Source organism: Pseudidiomarina tainanensis, from assembly GCF_900115255.1.
GTDB lineage: Bacteria > Pseudomonadota > Gammaproteobacteria > Enterobacterales > Alteromonadaceae > Pseudidiomarina > Pseudidiomarina tainanensis.
The window spans coordinates 745,236-761,081 of sequence record NZ_FOYU01000001.1; the positions used below are offsets into that span (position 1 = coordinate 745,236).

The following is a 15,846-nucleotide window of genomic DNA, read 5'->3' on the forward strand; positions in this document are numbered from 1 at the left end:
TATTCTACAATAATTTCATCACTTTTGCCGCACTGATTTGTGCTAACCTTAACGCCCACAATGCACCCGGCGACCATTATTTAAGGAGTTTTTTGTTATGCCTCGTGTCATATACATTGATGCCCAAGGTGGCGAATTTGAAGCAGAAGTCGAAGTGGGTCAAAACCTGATGGAAGGTGCTGTTGATCACATGATCGACGGTATTCTCGGTGAATGCGGTGGCGTCATGTCGTGTGCAACATGTCACTGTTATGTCGATCCGGCTTGGGTTAACAAAATACCGCCAGCCAGCGAAATGGAAGAAGATATGCTGGATATGGTAATCGACCCGCAAGATAACAGCCGTTTGAGCTGTCAAATTGACATGACCGAAGAACTCGACGGTATTGTCGTACGCTTACCGAAATCGCAATTTTAAGTGCTTTCTACCCGCACAAAGACTTCATCATGGTAGCCAGTTGTCACGCGCATCAAGCCTGACAACTCGGCATCCAAATCAGGTTCACCCGTATCAACCAATAACGGTCGCTGACCAAGCGCTTGCAACTTCGCTTTGGTTGCCACAATTTGAATATTGTCCTTACCAATCATGCGAATCACTGCTGGGCTAAGTTGTTGATTTCCGCGCCCGAAGATATGCCCTTGTCCACCGATGACCGTGATAATTAAGCATACCGGGCCTTGGTGCTCGCTGATCAGTTGTTCGAGCTGGTGCGCTGTCACATCGTTTGCGATCACTTCTCCCGCTCGCACAACATCGACACCCAACAAAGTATTCGGTAAGTTTAAATCTTCCATTATAAACGCGACGGTTGAGCCGGATCCCATCACATAAAGCGTGTCATCTTCCATGCTCTCAATAACATCGGCGGCAATATCAGCAAGCACTAATTCATCGCTTTCTTTGCCGCCCATTTTTACCGCTTGCACATAACGTAGCTCGGCTGGTACTAACATTTCGCCGTAGCGGCGCGCTTTTACTGTGCCTTGGCGAAACGCTTCTTCATCAATGTCCATGACATCCGCATTCGTTACACTGGTCAGTTGCCCTTGAATTAATTGCTCAAGCACTTTGCCTGCAGCGGTTGGCGAAATCGCATAAACACCCGAATGAATTTTAACCCCAGCCGGAATTCCCAGTACGGGTCTCAACTCCGGATACACAGCACAGACATCACGAGCCGTGCCATCACCGCCGGCAAACAGTAATAAATCAATATCGTCACGCTGGCCTAATAAACGCGCCAATTCACGGGTGTCGGTGGCACTGGTTAGGCTTTGCTCAGGGGTATAAATGACATCACAGGAAAAACCGAGGTCGTGCACAATATCAGCACCGAGACCGTTCGCCCCAGTGACAAACTGCAATTGCTCTGTATGCGGCTGAATAACCTGCAGGGCTTGTTTGACGCGTTGCGGCGCTTTCGGTGTTGCGCCTAACGCAAGTGCGCGCTGCGCGGTCTCAGCGCCGTCACTACCTTTCAGAGCGACGGAACCGCCAAGACCTGCAAACGCATTAACGATTAAACCAATACGAAACAACGGAGACTTATTCACCTTTATCGCGCGAGCCTTCTTGAATAGCTTCACCGGCACTTTCTAGGTCTTTACCAATGCCTTCAATGGTGGCACAACTGCTTAAACCTAACGCGACTAACAGCATAATAAAATAGCGATTTTTCATGTTATGTTCCATTTGGTTATTGTTGTTGCAGGCCATGGTTGCTGGTAATAATCAGCCAGAACGCGGGCAAATTTTTCCGCTCGTGGCGGCAGTCCGTCAATTATATAGTGAGTTAATTGCTCTTGAACAGCTTTTGTAAACGCACCGCGATCAACCTCGATACCACCGAGGTTGTCCACGCTCACCTGGAATGGTACCCCGGCGCATATTGAAAATAACCATTCAAGTGCCTGTGGCTTGCGCTCAACTTGCTCAAATTCAGCCTGTTGCTCGGCATTACGGCCATCAGGTTCGTACCAGTAACCATAATCGAATAACTGTCGACGCGCTTCCCCGGCAATACACCAGTGCGCTATTTCATGTAACGCCGAGGCGTAAAATCCGTGCGCAAAGACAATTTGATGACTCTCACCGGCGCATTGTGCTGGCTGATAATAAGGTTCGTCGGTACCGGCCACCAACCGTGTATTCAATTCATCAAAAAAGCATTGTTCGAACAACTGAATAAGTTGCTGATAATGATGTTTTATCATACGTCGAGAATATACCTACTGCGAAAAACCAACTAATCAATCTTCGGCACGGTTGATTGTACGTCACCATTTTGCGCACGCTGGCGCAGCCAGTGATCCATGATCACAAGCGCAGCCATCGCTTCGACCACCGGCACACCGCGAATACCGACACACGGATCATGTCGACCACGCGTCACAATGCTACTTGGTTGACCTTGACTATCGATGGTTTCCCCAGCAATGGTAATGCTTGATGTCGGTTTAAATGCGACTTCCGCTATGAGTGGCTGACCACTACTAATACCGCCAAGTACGCCGCCGGCATGATTGCTCGCAAAACCAGTTGGAGTTAGAGCATCCCGGTGTTCACTACCACGTTGGCCGGCCACCGCAAATCCATCACCAATACTCACCGCTTTCACCGCATTAATACTCATCAATGCTTTGGCTAAATCAGCATCGAGTCGATCGAACACCGGCTCGCCTAAGCCAACCGGTACACCGCTGACTTCAAGGCGCACACGGGCACCAACCGAATCACCATCTTTAAGGAGTTGTTTCAAATAGTCCTGAGCTTGCGCGGACATTGAGGGATCCGGACAAAATAACGGATCATCAGCAACGTGCGACCATGCAAAGTCGGGCTGCGCAGCATCCGTGTTGTACGGTCCAATTTGCACCACCCCAGCATGAAACGTCATACCGAATTTTTCTGCTAAATACTTTTGCGCAATAGCGGCGGCGGCAACGCGCATTGCGGTTTCGCGCGCAGACGAGCGCCCACCACCGCGGTAATCACGAATACCGTATTTGTGCGCATAGGTATAATCGGCATGGCCGGGGCGAAATTTATCTTTAATATCGCCGTAGTCTTTACTGCGTTGGTCAGTGTTTTCAATCAACAGCCCAATCGGCGTTCCCGTTGTTTTACCTTCGAACACGCCAGACAGAATTTTTACTTGGTCCGCCTCACGACGCGCCGTGGTGAAACGGTTTTGACCTGGCTTGCGACGATCCAAAAATGGCTGAATATCAGCTTCGGTCAGCTCTAAACCTGGCGGACACCCATCAACGACAGCACCTATCGCTACGCCGTGACTCTCGCCAAAGGTTGTCACTCGAAATAATTCACCCCAAGTATTCGCCGCCATTAGTCTGTCTCTTTGTTAATTCATCAAGATGGTTAGAATTTATCGCGATGCGCAACAAGGTCGGCATAGCTCAAAACAAATACACCATCGCCGCCGTGTTCAAATTCAACCCAATCAAACGGTACTTCTGGAAACTCTTCCGCAAGCGCAACCCACGAGTTGCCCACTTCGCAGACCAAAACACCCTGCTCGGTCAAATGATCCGGCGCTTCGCGTAAAATCGTTCGAACCAAATCTAAACCATCATCGCCAGCCGCCAATCCAAGTTCTGGCTCATGGCGGAATTCCTCTGGCAAATCGGCCATGTCCTCAGCATCAACATACGGCGGATTCGTGACAATTAGGTCATAACGCTGTTTCGGCACGCCATCATAAAGATTCGATTGAATGGGAATAACGCGCTCTTCAAGACCATGCATCGCAATATTTTCTTCAGCGACCGCTAATGCATCAATCGACAAATCAAGGGCATCAACTTCGGCGTCATCGAACGCATAGGCACAAGCAATCGCAATACAGCCGCTTCCCGTGCACAGATCAAGAATCCGCTTTGGTTCTTGGGCAAGCCATGGTGTGAAGCGCTTTTCAATCAATTCGGCAATCGGTGAACGCGGCACCAGTACCCGTTCATCAACCATAAATGGCAACCCTGCAAACCATGCTTGACCAATCAAATAAGCCGCGGGTTTACGTTCTTCGATACGCGTCGTCACAAGGCCAACAAACTCTTCAAATTCATGCGGTTGTAATCGCGCTTGTTGAAATTCAGCTAGCTGCTCAAACGTCAGTTGCGTCACGTGGCCCAGCAATAATTGCGCTTCACTTAAGGCATTATCGGTGCCGTGACCGAAATAAACATCCGCGCCCTGCATAGCGCTCACTGCCCAACGCAGTGCATCATGCATACTGGTGGACGTAAAGTTGACAGATACCTGTGACAAGGTAGGTTCTCCGAAGTTGTTCTACTCTGAGCCATAAGATACCCTAATAGCACTGAGTTCGCATCCTAAGATGCAGATAGATAGGCACAAAAAAGCGACGTGTTATGAGTGAAGATACAGATGATTTCGCGCTATTTCGCGAGCAAGTTAAGGTTGACCGCCGTATTCGTAGCGAAACGGTTGCGGCACCGCGCCCCAAACTCACGCCACGTCGCCGTGCGGAAAATACACCTGAGCGCCAACAACAAGCCGAGTTCTTTTTCTCCGACACTTTTCGTGCCCACTTTCCCGAAGGCCCAGTGCGCTATTGTGTCGAAGGTGAATCATCACACATACTCAAGCAACTGAGGCGCGGCGACTTCCCGCCAGAATTATTCCTTGATTTACATGGTATGACCCAAGCCGAAGCAAAGCGCGAACTCGGAGCATTGTTACACGCGTGCGCCAAACAACATATTGAATGCTGCGCGGTCATGAGTGGGCATGGTAAAGGGGTATTGAAGGAGAATTTACCGCATTGGTTGGTTCAGCATCCGGCGGTTCGAGCTTTCCATCAAGCACCCGCTGCACACGGCGGCAACGCCGCCCTCCTCATCCTAGTTCAAAGGTGATATTAGCTATTGGATATTAGATATTAGATATTGGATATTAGATATTAGAAAAACCTGAAACATCGGGGCTAATATCTAATATCCAATAGCTAATATCGTACTTGCTTTAAGGAACGATCATGCGGACAAAGTCCGCGCGCTGCATCGCCACATCAAGTTTCAGCTCCGCCATACCCGCAGTCGGAAACAACAACGGCGGCGTCTTCTTATCCAACGTCGCAACCAAATAACTCACAAACGGCATATGCGATACCAAAACAATCGTTTCGGCATTGGGATAGCGACTTTGCAACATGGCAAAGAACCAATCTGAAAAATCTTGCGGATCACTTTCAGGAATCGCATCGTCGACAATATCTCGCTGTCCAGAGGGAACAATCGATTCGACGATAGTGGCAGTTTGTTGTGCGCGAATAAACGGGCTCGCAAGTAGCCAATCAAGCTTGCCATGATGCTCCTGGAGATGCTCGTTTAGCCAATTTGCACTGGCTAACACTTCACTTTCGCCCAGCGTACTCAATGGTCGAATGGCATCGGCTTTCAGTGCCTGAGGTGGTTCTGCATCGCCATGACGCATAATAAACAAAGTAACAGCCACGATTTATTCGTTCTCCTCAGCTGCATCAGCTGATTCATCTGTACGTTTACGCCGACGTCCACCAGTCACCGGATCTGCACGCCCTTCATCTTTCGCTTGATCAGCACGACGGCGGCGGACGGCTTTCGGATCGGCAATCAATGGTCGATATATTTCGATACGATCACCGTCTCGTAGTTCATGGTCTAGCTTAACCGCTTTACTCCAAATACCAACCTTTTGTTCGGCTAGATCAATTTCCGGAAAGTATTGTTTGATTTGTGAACGCTCAATCGCATCCGCAACAACCGTCCCAGCGGGAACGCGTAGTGGGATAATTTGCTGACGCTCTGGCGTGGCGTAAGCCACTTCGATTTGAATTTGCTGCGGGGCCATGAGTTACTGAGATCCATAAACTTGCTGTGCACGTTGCACAAACGCATCAACCATTCGACTTTGAAGCTCATTGAAAATTTTACCAAAAGCCATGCCCAATAACCGGTTGGCAAATTCAAATTCGAGCTTTAACACGATTTTACAGGCGTTTTCGTCCAACTTGTGGAAGCTCCAACCACCGCGTAAATACTGAAACGGACCATCGACTAATTCCATATCAATGCGCTCATATGGCACTAGCGTGTTGCGCGTAGTAAACGACTTGCTGATACCTGCTTTACTAATATCGAGACGTGCAACTTTATTCTGCTCGTCGTTTTCCAAAACCGCTGCGCTGCGGCAGCCAGGTACAAATTCTGGATAACGATCGATATCATTCACCAATGCGTACATCTGCGCATTGCTGTATGGCACTAAAGCACTTCGTTCGATAGTCGGCATTGGCATCCTCGTTTGCTGAAAATGAAGCGCATGATAGCGCATTTCATACGCTGAATCACCCTTTCAAATACGCCAAATAAACCCGTGATTTTGCAATAAAAGACATTTTTATTTTTCCTACCATCGGTATAATACAAGGCATGAGCAAAACTAAAAAAAGTCAAAATTCCAACACCATCGCGCTAAATAAAAAAGCGCGTCATGAATATTTCCTCGAGGACAAGTTTGAGGCTGGTCTCGCCCTGCAAGGCTGGGAAGTAAAAAGTATTCGTGCCGGAAAGGTAAATATCAGCGACACCTACGTCATTATTAAAAATGGCGAAGCGTATTTACTGGGCGCCCAAATACAACCGCTTATCTCCGCTTCAAGCCATGTGGTATGCGATCCGGAACGCACGCGTAAACTCCTATTAAAGAAGCGCGAACTCGATAAACTCATCGGAGCCAGCGAACGTGAAGGCTATGCGATAGTCGCCACCGCCATGTATTGGAAAAAACACTTGGTGAAGCTAGAAATTTATCTGGCTAAAGGTAAAAAATCGCACGACAAACGCGACACCATTAAAGAGCGCGATTGGCAACGTCAAAAAGCACGCATCATGAAGCACAACGTGCGTTAATGGTGCTGATCAAAATTGACCAGCAATTCAGCGTTGACATCATTTTTTAATCGCGATACATTCAATCCATCAATTAGACAAGCTAACGATTTAACGAATGAATCGATAGTTGTAGTCACGAAAGAAATAAAGGAAGCAATCGTGTTAACGACATCACAGCAATCACAACTACGTACACAACTACGTAAAAACTGGTGGTGGCATTTCCCGAGCTAGCGGGCGATGTATCTGTGCGTGTGAATCACGTTTGCTACAAACCCGCTTCGATAAGCGGGTTTTTTTATGCACGCTTATCGGCATCAAGCGGTAGACAAAAAGTTATACAACTTTTAAATACCAATCGTTATCGACAATAACTCAACTATAAAAGAGTACGAAGCGTGAACATTATTGAACAATCTGGCTTTCTGACAAGTTTGCGAATGAAGCTGCCGTATCAAGCGGATACGCTAGCTCTTTACAAACGGCTGTGCTCACCTAAACAGCCGAGCTTGTTACTTGATTCCGCTGAAATTCAATCCAGACAAAACCTCAAAAGCTTGCTGATGGTGAATGCTGCAGTACAGTTTACCTGTCAGGGGCAAACCGTCACGATTGAGGCACTAACCAATAACGGCGCAGCGCTACTGCCGTGGTTAGCCGAGCGTTTGCAGCAACTTGGTGCGAACGTATGCCAAGTGACGGCGACCGATAAGCAGTTAGTATGCGAGTTTCAGTCATCCACGGTTGCAGCGGACGAGGATTCACGTTTACGCGCTGCCAGCAATATCGAGCCGTTACGGATTGTCCAGCAACAACTACAAACCAAAGCCCAGTTGGGCGCGCCACATGCGATGGCCATTTTTATCGGCGGCGTGTTTGCCTACGATTACGTGGCAACCTTTGAACAACTCCCTGAGGTAGCGAGTGCGGACAACAGCTGTCCCGATTATCAGTTCTACCTTGCGGAAACATTATTGGTGATCGACCATCAACAGCAAACCACCGAACTACTCGCTAGTTTGATCAGCGGCCCTGATAGCGCTAGTTACTATGCCGACATTGCCGCGCAAGTGGGACAAATCGCCGCGCTCTGCCAATTTCCATCGATACAGCAAGGAGCTAACGCTACGTTTGTAAGTAATGAGGTACAAGCAACCCCATCAGCCAAAGAGTTTGCGCAACAAGTATTAAAGTTAAAAGAGAACATAAGTGCCGGCGATATATTCCAAGTGGTGCCCTCACGCCGTTTCCAATTGCCGTGTAGTGATAGTTTGCTGGCTTACGCCCAACTCAAACAAGCCAATCCATCGCCGTATATGTTCTATTTGCGCACTGATAGTTTTGAATTGTTTGGCGCATCGCCAGAATCAGCGCTCAAGTATACCGCGGAGACAAATCAAGTTGAATTATATCCGATTGCCGGCACCCGCCCACGGGGTAAAAATGCCGACGGTACGATACATGCCGACCTCGACAGCCGCTTAGAGCTCGAGCTTCGGCTTGACCAAAAAGAACTATCGGAACACATGATGCTGGTGGATCTTGCTCGAAACGATCTGGCCCGCATAGCGCAGCCGGGCACACGTTACGTCGCTGATTTATTACAGGTCGACCGGTATTCACACGTCATGCATCTCGTGTCACGTGTGGTAGCTCAGTTGGCCGATGACTTAGACGCACTGCACGCCTATCGCGCATGTATGAACATGGGTACATTGGTTGGTGCGCCGAAAATCAGTGCCGCCACGCTCATTCGGCAAGTCGAAAAACAACGCCGCGGCAGCTACGGCGGCGCCGTTGGCTATGTGAATGGCGCGGGAGATATGGATACCTGCATTGTGATTCGCTCAGCTTTTGTGAAAGACGGTTTAGCAACCATTCAAGCAGGCGCTGGCGTTGTCCATGACTCCGACCCAGCGGCTGAAGTCGCGGAAACCGAAAACAAAGCACGTGCGGTCATTGAAGCTGTGCGCAAGGCCAATCAACTGATTCAGGAGGCAACCCGTGAACGTTAATCCAATGACTAACTCAACGGCTCCTGATCGGATTGTCATGCTCGATAACTTCGATTCGTTTAGCTACAACCTCGTGGATGAATTACGCCAACTCGGTTATCCGTTGGTGGTGTATCGCAATGACATGGATGCACAGCAACTGATTGCTACCATGCGTAACTATTCAGGTCGCCAATTGCTGTGCTTATCTCCTGGGCCGGGTCACCCTGCTCACTCGGGGAATCTGCTTGCATTGATTAAAGCAGCCAAAGGGCAATTCCCCATGCTTGGTATCTGTCTGGGCTTTCAAGCGCTCATTCATGCAGCAGGCGGTGAAGTGGATAGATGTCCCGATATTGTGCACGGTAAAAAAGCACTGATCGAAACCCGCCCGCACGCCATATTTGAACAATTGGATAATCCGTTAACGGTTGCGCGTTACCACTCGTTATGTGGCTATAAATTACCTGACTCGATCAAAGTACTTGCAGCGACCGGCGCTATTCCGATGGCTGCAGAGTTTCCGGAATTTCAGGCGCTTGGCTTTCAATTCCATCCGGAATCGATATTGACTAGCCGCGGCACGCAATTATTAGCACAAACCGTTGCCTATTTATTTCAACAATACCGATTTGAGCCGTACGGGAGTTAAACATGCAGGCACTTCATACATTACTCAACGGCGAGCCATTAACCTTGCCCCAAGCAGAAAAGCTATTTGATCACTTGGTCAAAGGTGAACTGAATGATATCCAAATTACCGCGGCGTTAACGGCAATGAAACTGCGCGGTGAGCAGCCGGCTGAAATGGCTGGCGCAGCGCAAGCATTGCGACGCGCTGCCAAACCATTCAAACGCCCTGCGCGCGCGGTTATCGATAGCTGTGGTACCGGTGGTGATGGCAGTAACACCATGAATATTTCAACCACTGCAGCGTTGGTAGCAGCCAGCATGGGGCTCGCCGTCGCGAAACACGGTAATCGCAGTGTGTCATCACGTTCGGGTTCTGCCGACGTGCTCGAAAGCTTGGGTTTGTCGGTTACTCAAGATCCAGAAATAGCTGAGCAGCAACTTGATGCTCTCAACTTTTGCTTCTTGTTTGCACCGCACTATCACCCGGGTATTCGTTATGCGATGCCGAGCCGTCAAACCTTAAAAACTCGCACGTTATTTAATTTATTAGGGCCACTGGTGAACCCAGCCCGACCGGATGCCCAAGTGCTTGGCGTATACGATCCGAGCTGGTGCCGACCGATGGCGGAAACCTTGCAATTGTTAGGTTGCCAACGCGCAATGGTCGTGCATGGCTCAGGGCTGGATGAAATTGCGCTGCATGGCCCAACTCATGTGGTCGAGCTGCGCAACAACGAGCTCATCGAATACACCCTTGATGCCACCGATTTTGGTGTTCAATCAGCGCAAGTTGCCGAACTCATGGGTGGTGATGCTGATTTCAATGCCCAGTTACTAAAAAACGTACTCGCTGGCACAGCAACGCCTGCACAAAGCAACGCCGTTGCGGTCACTGTGGCGGCGATGCTGTATGTCACCGATCAGTACACCAATCTCAAACAAGCCACAGCGGCGGTACAAGAGCACTTGGCGTCAGGCGCTGCGTTGTCGCACTTAGCAAAGCTTCAGGAGTTTAATCGTGGCTAATTCAATACTTGATGAAATTGTGACAACACGGCGCAACTCCGTACAAGAATTCTTAACCCAGTTAGATATCGACGCAATTGAACACAACTTAGCGCCGAGTCAACGGAGTTTATATCAAGCGCTAGCGCAGCCGCGGGCAAGCTTTATCCTTGAATGTAAAAAGGCTTCGCCGTCCAAGGGCCTAATTCGACCTGACTTTAATCCGGTGAGTTTGGCGCAAACCTATAGCCGTTATGCCGATGCCATTTCAGTATTAACTGAGCCGGATTACTTTCAGGGCGACTACCGGTACTTAGCTGCCGTTGCTGCGGCAGTGCCACAACCGGTGCTGTGTAAAGACTTCATTGTGATGCCGGAGCAAGTATTACTTGCCCGTCATTTTGGTGCCGATGCTATTTTGCTAATGCTGTCGGTATTAAGCGATAGCGCCTACCAGCAACTCGCCGAGCTTGCGGAACAGCTAAAACTTGATGTACTCACCGAAGTCGCAACCGATGCCGAACTTGAGCGCGCGCTACAATTAAACGCCAACATCATTGGCATTAATAACCGCAACTTGCATGATTTAAGCATCGATGCGCAACGCAGTATTACCATGAGCCAACGTATACCTGAAGGTGTGCTCGTTGTTGCAGAATCAGGTTATAGCAAGCACCAAGAAGTCAAAGAGGCAGCCAGTTATGTCGATGGCTTCCTCATCGGTAGCGCCTTGTCGCAGCAAAAAAATGTCGACCAAGCCTGTCGCGAGCTCATCTATGGCTCGCATAAAGTCTGTGGTTTAACCGAACCTGCCGATGCCACGGTTGTTCGTGCGGCGGGTGCTGCATTTGGCGGACTCATCTTTGTTCAGCACTCGCCACGCTATGTCAGTACACAGCAAGCACAGACAATCGTCGCCGCTGAACCGCTATTAAATTTCGTCGGTGTGTTTGCCGATCAACCCTTGCAACAGGTTGTAGACATCGCGAGTACCTTGAAGCTCGCGGTTGTGCAACTCCATGGGCAAGAGGACATTGATTACATCAGCGAGCTACGTAAAGCCTTGCCTGGTGTACGAATTTGGAAAGCAATTGGGGTCGACGAACCACTTATTTTGCCGCAAATTGAAGTGGATGCATTTCTGCTCGATAACCGCTTCGGCGGCAGCGGTCAACCGTTTGACTGGTCATTGCTCAACGATCTCAGTGCCACGCAGCTCGAACAATGTATTTTGGCCGGCGGCCTGAGCTTAGACAATTTAAACGAGGCGCAAGCCACCGGTATTCAGCAACTCGATGTTAACTCTGGCGTCGAATATGCCAAAGGCTGCAAAGACGCCGGAAAAATCGTGCAATTTTTTGATCATATTCGAACTTACGGAAAATCAGATAACCAGATCCAGCCGGATCAGGAGGCAGTATCATGACGCAACCAAGCGAAAAATTATCCGCTTATTTTGGTGATTTTGGCGGGCAATTTGTCCCTGAGATTTTATTACCTGCACTCGATCAACTCGAACAGGCCTTCATTGAAGCACAAAATGATCCGGCCTTTCAGGCGGAATTCGCGGATCTATTGAAAAATTATCTAGGCCGTCCGACGCCATTATCACTGTGTCGTAACTTGCCATTAGATTCGCCGAATGGCACGCAGATTTACTTGAAACGCGAAGACTTGCTCCACGGTGGCGCTCATAAAACCAATCAGGTACTTGGCCAAGCGCTACTGGCTAAACGGATGGGCAAAAAACGGATTATTGCCGAAACCGGTGCGGGTCAGCATGGCACGGCTACCGCCTTGGCGTGTGCGTTATTAGATCTCGAGTGCATCATCTACATGGGTGCGAAAGACGTTGCCCGCCAGCAACCCAATGTATTCCGAATGGAATTAATGGGCGCGAAAGTGGTGCCCGTTGATTCAGGCAGCGGCACACTGAAAGATGCAGTTAACGAGGCCATGCGTGACTGGACCGCCAGCTATAGCACCACGCACTATTTGTTAGGTACAGCAGCCGGCCCGCATCCGTTCCCAACGATAGTGCGTGAATTTCACCGGATGATCGGTGCCGAAGCGAAAGCCCAAATGCTCGAGCGCATCGGCCGCTTACCCGACGAAGTGATTGCCTGTGTTGGTGGCGGCTCCAATGCAATTGGTATGTTTGCTGAGTTTATCGATGAGCCTGAAGTTGCGTTAGTCGGTGTGGAGCCAGCCGGAAAAGGCGTTGAAACTGCCCATCACGGCGCCACGCTCACTGCAGGTAAGCCAGGCATTTTGCACGGCTGCCGTTCATTTTTGATGCAAACTGACGAAGGCCAAATCGAAGAAAGTTACTCGGTTTCAGCTGGTCTTGATTACCCAGGAGTTGGTCCGCAGCATGCCTACTTGCGCGAAATTGGCCGTGCTCGTTATGAGTCGGTGACCGACCAAGAAGCGCTGGATGCGTTTCAAATTCTGGCGCAACACGAAGGCATCATTCCAGCTCTGGAATCCGCCCACGCACTCGCCTATGCGCTGCGTCGCGCTGCCGAACCCGATGCACCGAAGGTGTTACTGATTAACCTTTCGGGACGCGGCGACAAAGATATCGACCACGTGCGTCGCATTTTTCAACAAGGAGAGTCAGCATGAGCCGTTATCAACGCCTATTTAAGCGCTTAGAACAGCAACAAAGCGGCGCTTTCGTGCCATTTGTCACATTGGGTGATCCAACACCTGAGCTCAGCTTAAAAGTTATTGAAGCATTAATTGCAGGTGGCGCCGATGCACTTGAATTAGGGCTTCCGTTTTCTGATCCAGTTGCCGACGGTCCCACCATTCAAAAAGCGAATATCCGCGCGCTCGCCGCCGGAACACGTATTGCGGATGCGTTTGAGATCATCAAACAGGTGCGTGCGAAGTATCCCGACTTGCCAATCGGTCTTCTGGTCTATGCCAATTTAGTGGTCAGCAAAGGGACTGCGTCGTTTTATCAGCGTTGTGCTGATGCGGGTGTTGATTCCGTATTAATTGCCGATGTGCCTGTGCGCGAGGGCCTCACCTTTGCGCAGGTGGCAAAGCAGCACGGCATTGCTCCTATTTTTATTGCACCACCAGATGCGTCAGCGCAAACCTTAGCCAACGTCGCAGCTCATAGCGAGGGGTATGTCTATTTGCTTAGCCGAGCAGGCGTCACTGGCGCCGAAACGCAAATGCAAGCACCAGCGAGTGCGGTGATTAACGAGCTTCGCGCTCAGCATAGCGCACCGCCACTGCTAGGCTTTGGTATCGCTTCGCCAGAGCACGTTAAAGCGGCGTTGGCAGCGGGCGCTGCTGGTGCAATTTGTGGTTCTGCTATCGTGAAAATCATTGAGCAATATCAACACGATGAAAACGCCTTAGTTGATGAACTTACAGCGTTTATAAAACCTATGAAGGCGGCAACAAGCACTGCTTGAGTGCGGCCTCCACATTAGGATATTTAAAGTGATAACCGGCCTGTTGCAAACGCTCAGGCAGAACCAATTGGCCGGTTAATAACATCTGCGACATTTCACCTAACATCAGTTTTAATGCCCACGCTGGAACCCGCATAAAGTGAGACTTTCGTAACACGCGAGCCAGAGTTTTGCTGAACTCCTGTTGTTGCACGGGGTGCGGCGCTGTCGCGTTAAAAATACCGCGTGCTTGCTCGTTTGCAAGTAAAAACTGAATAATTCCCACCATGTCATCTAAGTGCACCCAACTGAAGCCTTGCGTGCCATCGCCAAGTGGTCCGCCAAGCCCAAGCAGATAAGGCGGTAACATCTTTTGCAGCGCACCGCCTTCAGAGGCGAGCACCACACCCGTACGTAATACGCACACCCGTGTTTTATCTGAATCAGCAGCGAGAGCTAAACGCTCCCACTCCGCACACAAATGATGCGCAAAATCATCTTTTTCTACTTTTGTGTTTTCAGTTACCGGCATGTCGCCTTGTGCACCGTAGTAGCCAATGGCCGAGCCACTGATAAATACTAGTGGCGGTTGCGCCGCTTCTTGAATTGCTTCGGTAATTTTGCGCGTAATATTCCAGCGGCTTTGCTCAATGCGAAGCTTTTGCCGTGAACTCCAACGTTTATCCGCAATCCCCTCGCCTTGCAAATTAATCACCGCAAAATAATCACTTATATCAGTTACCTCGTCCAAGCTTCGAATCACATGTACTTGACCACCTAAGCGTTGAATTGCGCGCTGTGGGTTTCGACTAATCACGGTAACCTGATATTCCGTCAATAAGTGCGGAATTAATGCCGAGCCAATTAGACCGGTACCACCTGTAATTAAAATTTTCATGCTGGCCTCTCGCGTCGGAAAAACTATACTAAGAAGTTGCTGAACGTGTAGTAAGTGTAGTCATTGAATCTAGTACCTAACAAACTTTTCTGGCACACTGCGGGAATAAGAATAAAGCGGGCATCATCATGTTGTTAGTACTCGAATATTTACCAATCATTTTATTTTTTCTGTTTTATCTGTTGGGCGATATTTTTATTGCGACCGGCGTATTGATGGTCGGAACCGTCATGCAAATTGTCGTCATGAAATTTATGCGCGAACCGGTCACCATGCGCCATTGGATTGTCATGTGGGCAGTGCTTATATTTGGCAGTATCACCTTGTTTTTACGTGATGAATGGTTCGTGAAGATCAAAGTGACCGTGATTTATGTTGCTATCGCCCTATTTCTGTTGATTGGCATGTGGTGGAAAAAGCGTAGCCCGCTGCAAAGCATGCTCGATAGCGAAATCAATCTGCCCCCGTTTGCTTGGCGTCGCCTCACTTATGCATGGGTGATATTTTCACTCGCGTTAGCGGTGATTAATGTGTATATCGCCGAAGCGATGAGCTTAGATGCATGGGTTAACTTCAAAGTATTTGGTACCCTCGGCGCCACGCTGATTTTCAGCGTATTCTCGGGGGCATATATGTTTAAACATCACACTGACCGTGAAAAAGATGCAGAGGAAATTGAATAATGTGGTTCGTTATTTGGGCTGAAGATGTACCAAACTCATTAGCGGCGCGCCGCGCCACTCGTCCGGCTCATCTTGAGCGACTGCAGCAACTCAAAGCCGATGGTCGGCTGCTGGTCGCTGGCCCTTGTCCTGCGATTGCATCGAATGATCCGGGCGAAGCTGGTTTTACCGGTTCAATGGTCGTTGCTGAATTTGACTCCCTCGAAGAAGCCCAGCGCTGGGCCGATGCCGACCCTTATATTGCCGCAGGGGTCTACGCTAAAGTGACCGTGAAGCCATATATCAAAGCACTCCCTTAGCAG

Annotated in this window: 20 protein-coding genes; 11 read left to right on the forward strand and 9 right to left on the reverse strand. The window is 49.4% G+C overall.

Going from position 1 to position 15,846, the window contains the following annotated elements; all coding sequences use genetic code 11:
* Positions 1 to 97 precede the first annotated feature (97 nt).
* Positions 98 to 418, forward strand: coding sequence for a 2Fe-2S iron-sulfur cluster-binding protein (locus BM292_RS03570; RefSeq protein ID WP_092855361.1), 321 nt, complete (start codon positions 98 to 100; stop codon positions 416 to 418).
* Here the strand turns inward: BM292_RS03570 and BM292_RS03575 are convergent.
* From BM292_RS03575 to prmB, 5 genes are read right to left on the reverse strand one after another with little or no spacing between them, the layout of a single operon-like run.
* Entirely contained in the window at positions 415 to 1,557 is a 1,143-nt protein-coding gene (locus BM292_RS03575; RefSeq protein WP_245751800.1) for an ATP-NAD kinase family protein, read from the reverse strand. The genes BM292_RS03570 and BM292_RS03575 overlap by 4 nt on opposite strands.
* Positions 1,550 to 1,684, reverse strand: a complete 135-nt coding sequence (locus tag BM292_RS03580; protein WP_092855363.1) for an entericidin A/B family lipoprotein — start codon at positions 1,682 to 1,684, stop codon at positions 1,550 to 1,552. The genes BM292_RS03575 and BM292_RS03580 overlap by 8 nt, the downstream gene beginning before the upstream one ends.
* On the reverse strand, positions 1,681 to 2,217 hold the full coding sequence (locus BM292_RS03585) for an elongation factor P hydroxylase (protein ID WP_092855366.1): 537 nt from the start codon (positions 2,215 to 2,217) through the stop codon (positions 1,681 to 1,683). Before BM292_RS03585 ends, BM292_RS03580 begins: the two co-directional genes overlap by 4 nt.
* 32 nt (positions 2,218 to 2,249) lie before the next feature.
* On the reverse strand, positions 2,250 to 3,350 hold the full coding sequence (aroC, locus tag BM292_RS03590; protein ID WP_092855368.1) for a chorismate synthase: 1,101 nt from the start codon (positions 3,348 to 3,350) through the stop codon (positions 2,250 to 2,252).
* A gap of 32 nt (positions 3,351 to 3,382) precedes the next feature.
* Positions 3,383 to 4,255 carry a 50S ribosomal protein L3 N(5)-glutamine methyltransferase gene (gene prmB, locus BM292_RS03595; RefSeq protein WP_092855370.1) on the reverse strand — a complete coding sequence of 291 codons (873 nt, stop codon included), beginning with the start codon at positions 4,253 to 4,255 and terminating at the stop codon, positions 3,383 to 3,385.
* Positions 4,256 to 4,395: 140 nt separating this feature from the next.
* Between prmB and smrB the strand changes: the two genes are divergently transcribed.
* A complete protein-coding gene (gene smrB, locus BM292_RS03600) occupies positions 4,396 to 4,902 on the forward strand; it encodes an endonuclease SmrB (protein WP_092855372.1) in 507 nt (168 codons plus the stop codon).
* 106 nt (positions 4,903 to 5,008) lie between these two features.
* On the opposite strand, the gene sixA is transcribed toward smrB, so the two are convergent.
* Genes sixA through BM292_RS03615 form a run of 3 tightly spaced genes read right to left on the reverse strand, consistent with a single transcriptional unit; the run spans position 5,009 to position 6,316 of the window.
* Positions 5,009 to 5,500 (reverse strand): phosphohistidine phosphatase SixA, encoded by a 492-nt coding sequence (gene sixA, locus BM292_RS03605; RefSeq protein ID WP_092855374.1) that lies wholly within the window; start codon positions 5,498 to 5,500, stop codon positions 5,009 to 5,011.
* 3 nt (positions 5,501 to 5,503) lie between these two features.
* Positions 5,504 to 5,875 (reverse strand): RnfH family protein, encoded by a 372-nt coding sequence (locus BM292_RS03610; protein ID WP_092855376.1) that lies wholly within the window; start codon positions 5,873 to 5,875, stop codon positions 5,504 to 5,506.
* A 3-nt stretch (positions 5,876 to 5,878) separates the two neighbouring features.
* Positions 5,879 to 6,316 carry a type II toxin-antitoxin system RatA family toxin gene (locus tag BM292_RS03615; protein WP_092855378.1) on the reverse strand — a complete coding sequence of 146 codons (438 nt, stop codon included), beginning with the start codon at positions 6,314 to 6,316 and terminating at the stop codon, positions 5,879 to 5,881.
* Positions 6,317 to 6,456: 140 nt separating this feature from the next.
* On the opposite strand from BM292_RS03615, the gene smpB reads away from it, so the two are divergent.
* The 7 genes from smpB to trpA all read left to right on the forward strand — a co-directional run bounded on the left by smpB (position 6,457) and on the right by trpA (position 13,984).
* On the forward strand, positions 6,457 to 6,936 hold the full coding sequence (smpB, locus tag BM292_RS03620; protein ID WP_092855380.1) for an SsrA-binding protein SmpB: 480 nt from the start codon (positions 6,457 to 6,459) through the stop codon (positions 6,934 to 6,936).
* Between the two features lie 380 nt (positions 6,937 to 7,316).
* Positions 7,317 to 8,933, forward strand: a complete 1,617-nt coding sequence (locus BM292_RS03625) for an anthranilate synthase component 1 (RefSeq protein WP_092855382.1) — start codon at positions 7,317 to 7,319, stop codon at positions 8,931 to 8,933.
* A gap of 4 nt (positions 8,934 to 8,937) precedes the next feature.
* Positions 8,938 to 9,564: an aminodeoxychorismate/anthranilate synthase component II gene (locus tag BM292_RS03630; RefSeq protein ID WP_092856884.1), complete on the forward strand. Its 627-nt coding sequence runs from the start codon at positions 8,938 to 8,940 to the stop codon at positions 9,562 to 9,564.
* Positions 9,565 to 9,566: 2 nt separating this feature from the next.
* Positions 9,567 to 10,571: an anthranilate phosphoribosyltransferase gene (gene trpD / locus BM292_RS03635; RefSeq protein ID WP_092855384.1), complete on the forward strand. Its 1,005-nt coding sequence runs from the start codon at positions 9,567 to 9,569 to the stop codon at positions 10,569 to 10,571.
* Positions 10,564 to 11,976, forward strand: a complete 1,413-nt coding sequence (gene trpCF / locus BM292_RS03640) for a bifunctional indole-3-glycerol-phosphate synthase TrpC/phosphoribosylanthranilate isomerase TrpF (protein WP_092855386.1) — start codon at positions 10,564 to 10,566, stop codon at positions 11,974 to 11,976. The genes trpD and trpCF overlap by 8 nt, the downstream gene beginning before the upstream one ends.
* Complete coding sequence (trpB, locus tag BM292_RS03645; protein ID WP_092855388.1) at positions 11,973 to 13,178, forward strand: tryptophan synthase subunit beta; 1,206 nt, start codon at positions 11,973 to 11,975, stop codon at positions 13,176 to 13,178. Before trpCF ends, trpB begins: the two co-directional genes overlap by 4 nt.
* The gene (trpA, locus tag BM292_RS03650) at positions 13,175 to 13,984 is read left to right on the forward strand and encodes a tryptophan synthase subunit alpha (protein WP_092855390.1); all 810 of its coding nucleotides are present in this window, start codon (positions 13,175 to 13,177) and stop codon (positions 13,982 to 13,984) included. The genes trpB and trpA overlap by 4 nt, the downstream gene beginning before the upstream one ends.
* On the opposite strand, the gene BM292_RS03655 is transcribed toward trpA, so the two are convergent.
* Positions 13,956 to 14,861 carry a TIGR01777 family oxidoreductase gene (locus BM292_RS03655; protein WP_092855392.1) on the reverse strand — a complete coding sequence of 302 codons (906 nt, stop codon included), beginning with the start codon at positions 14,859 to 14,861 and terminating at the stop codon, positions 13,956 to 13,958. The two genes, trpA and BM292_RS03655, sit on opposite strands and share 29 nt — an antisense overlap.
* Before the next feature lie 128 nt (positions 14,862 to 14,989).
* Here BM292_RS03655 and BM292_RS03660 point away from each other — a divergent pair, with 128 nt between their 5' ends.
* Together BM292_RS03660 and BM292_RS03665 are read left to right on the forward strand one after the other, a co-directional pair.
* Positions 14,990 to 15,544, forward strand: coding sequence for an inner membrane-spanning protein YciB (locus tag BM292_RS03660; RefSeq protein WP_092855394.1), 555 nt, complete (start codon positions 14,990 to 14,992; stop codon positions 15,542 to 15,544).
* The gene (locus BM292_RS03665; RefSeq protein WP_092855396.1) at positions 15,544 to 15,843 is read left to right on the forward strand and encodes a YciI family protein; all 300 of its coding nucleotides are present in this window, start codon (positions 15,544 to 15,546) and stop codon (positions 15,841 to 15,843) included. The genes BM292_RS03660 and BM292_RS03665 overlap by 1 nt, the downstream gene beginning before the upstream one ends.
* Positions 15,844 to 15,846: the final 3 nt, after the last annotated feature.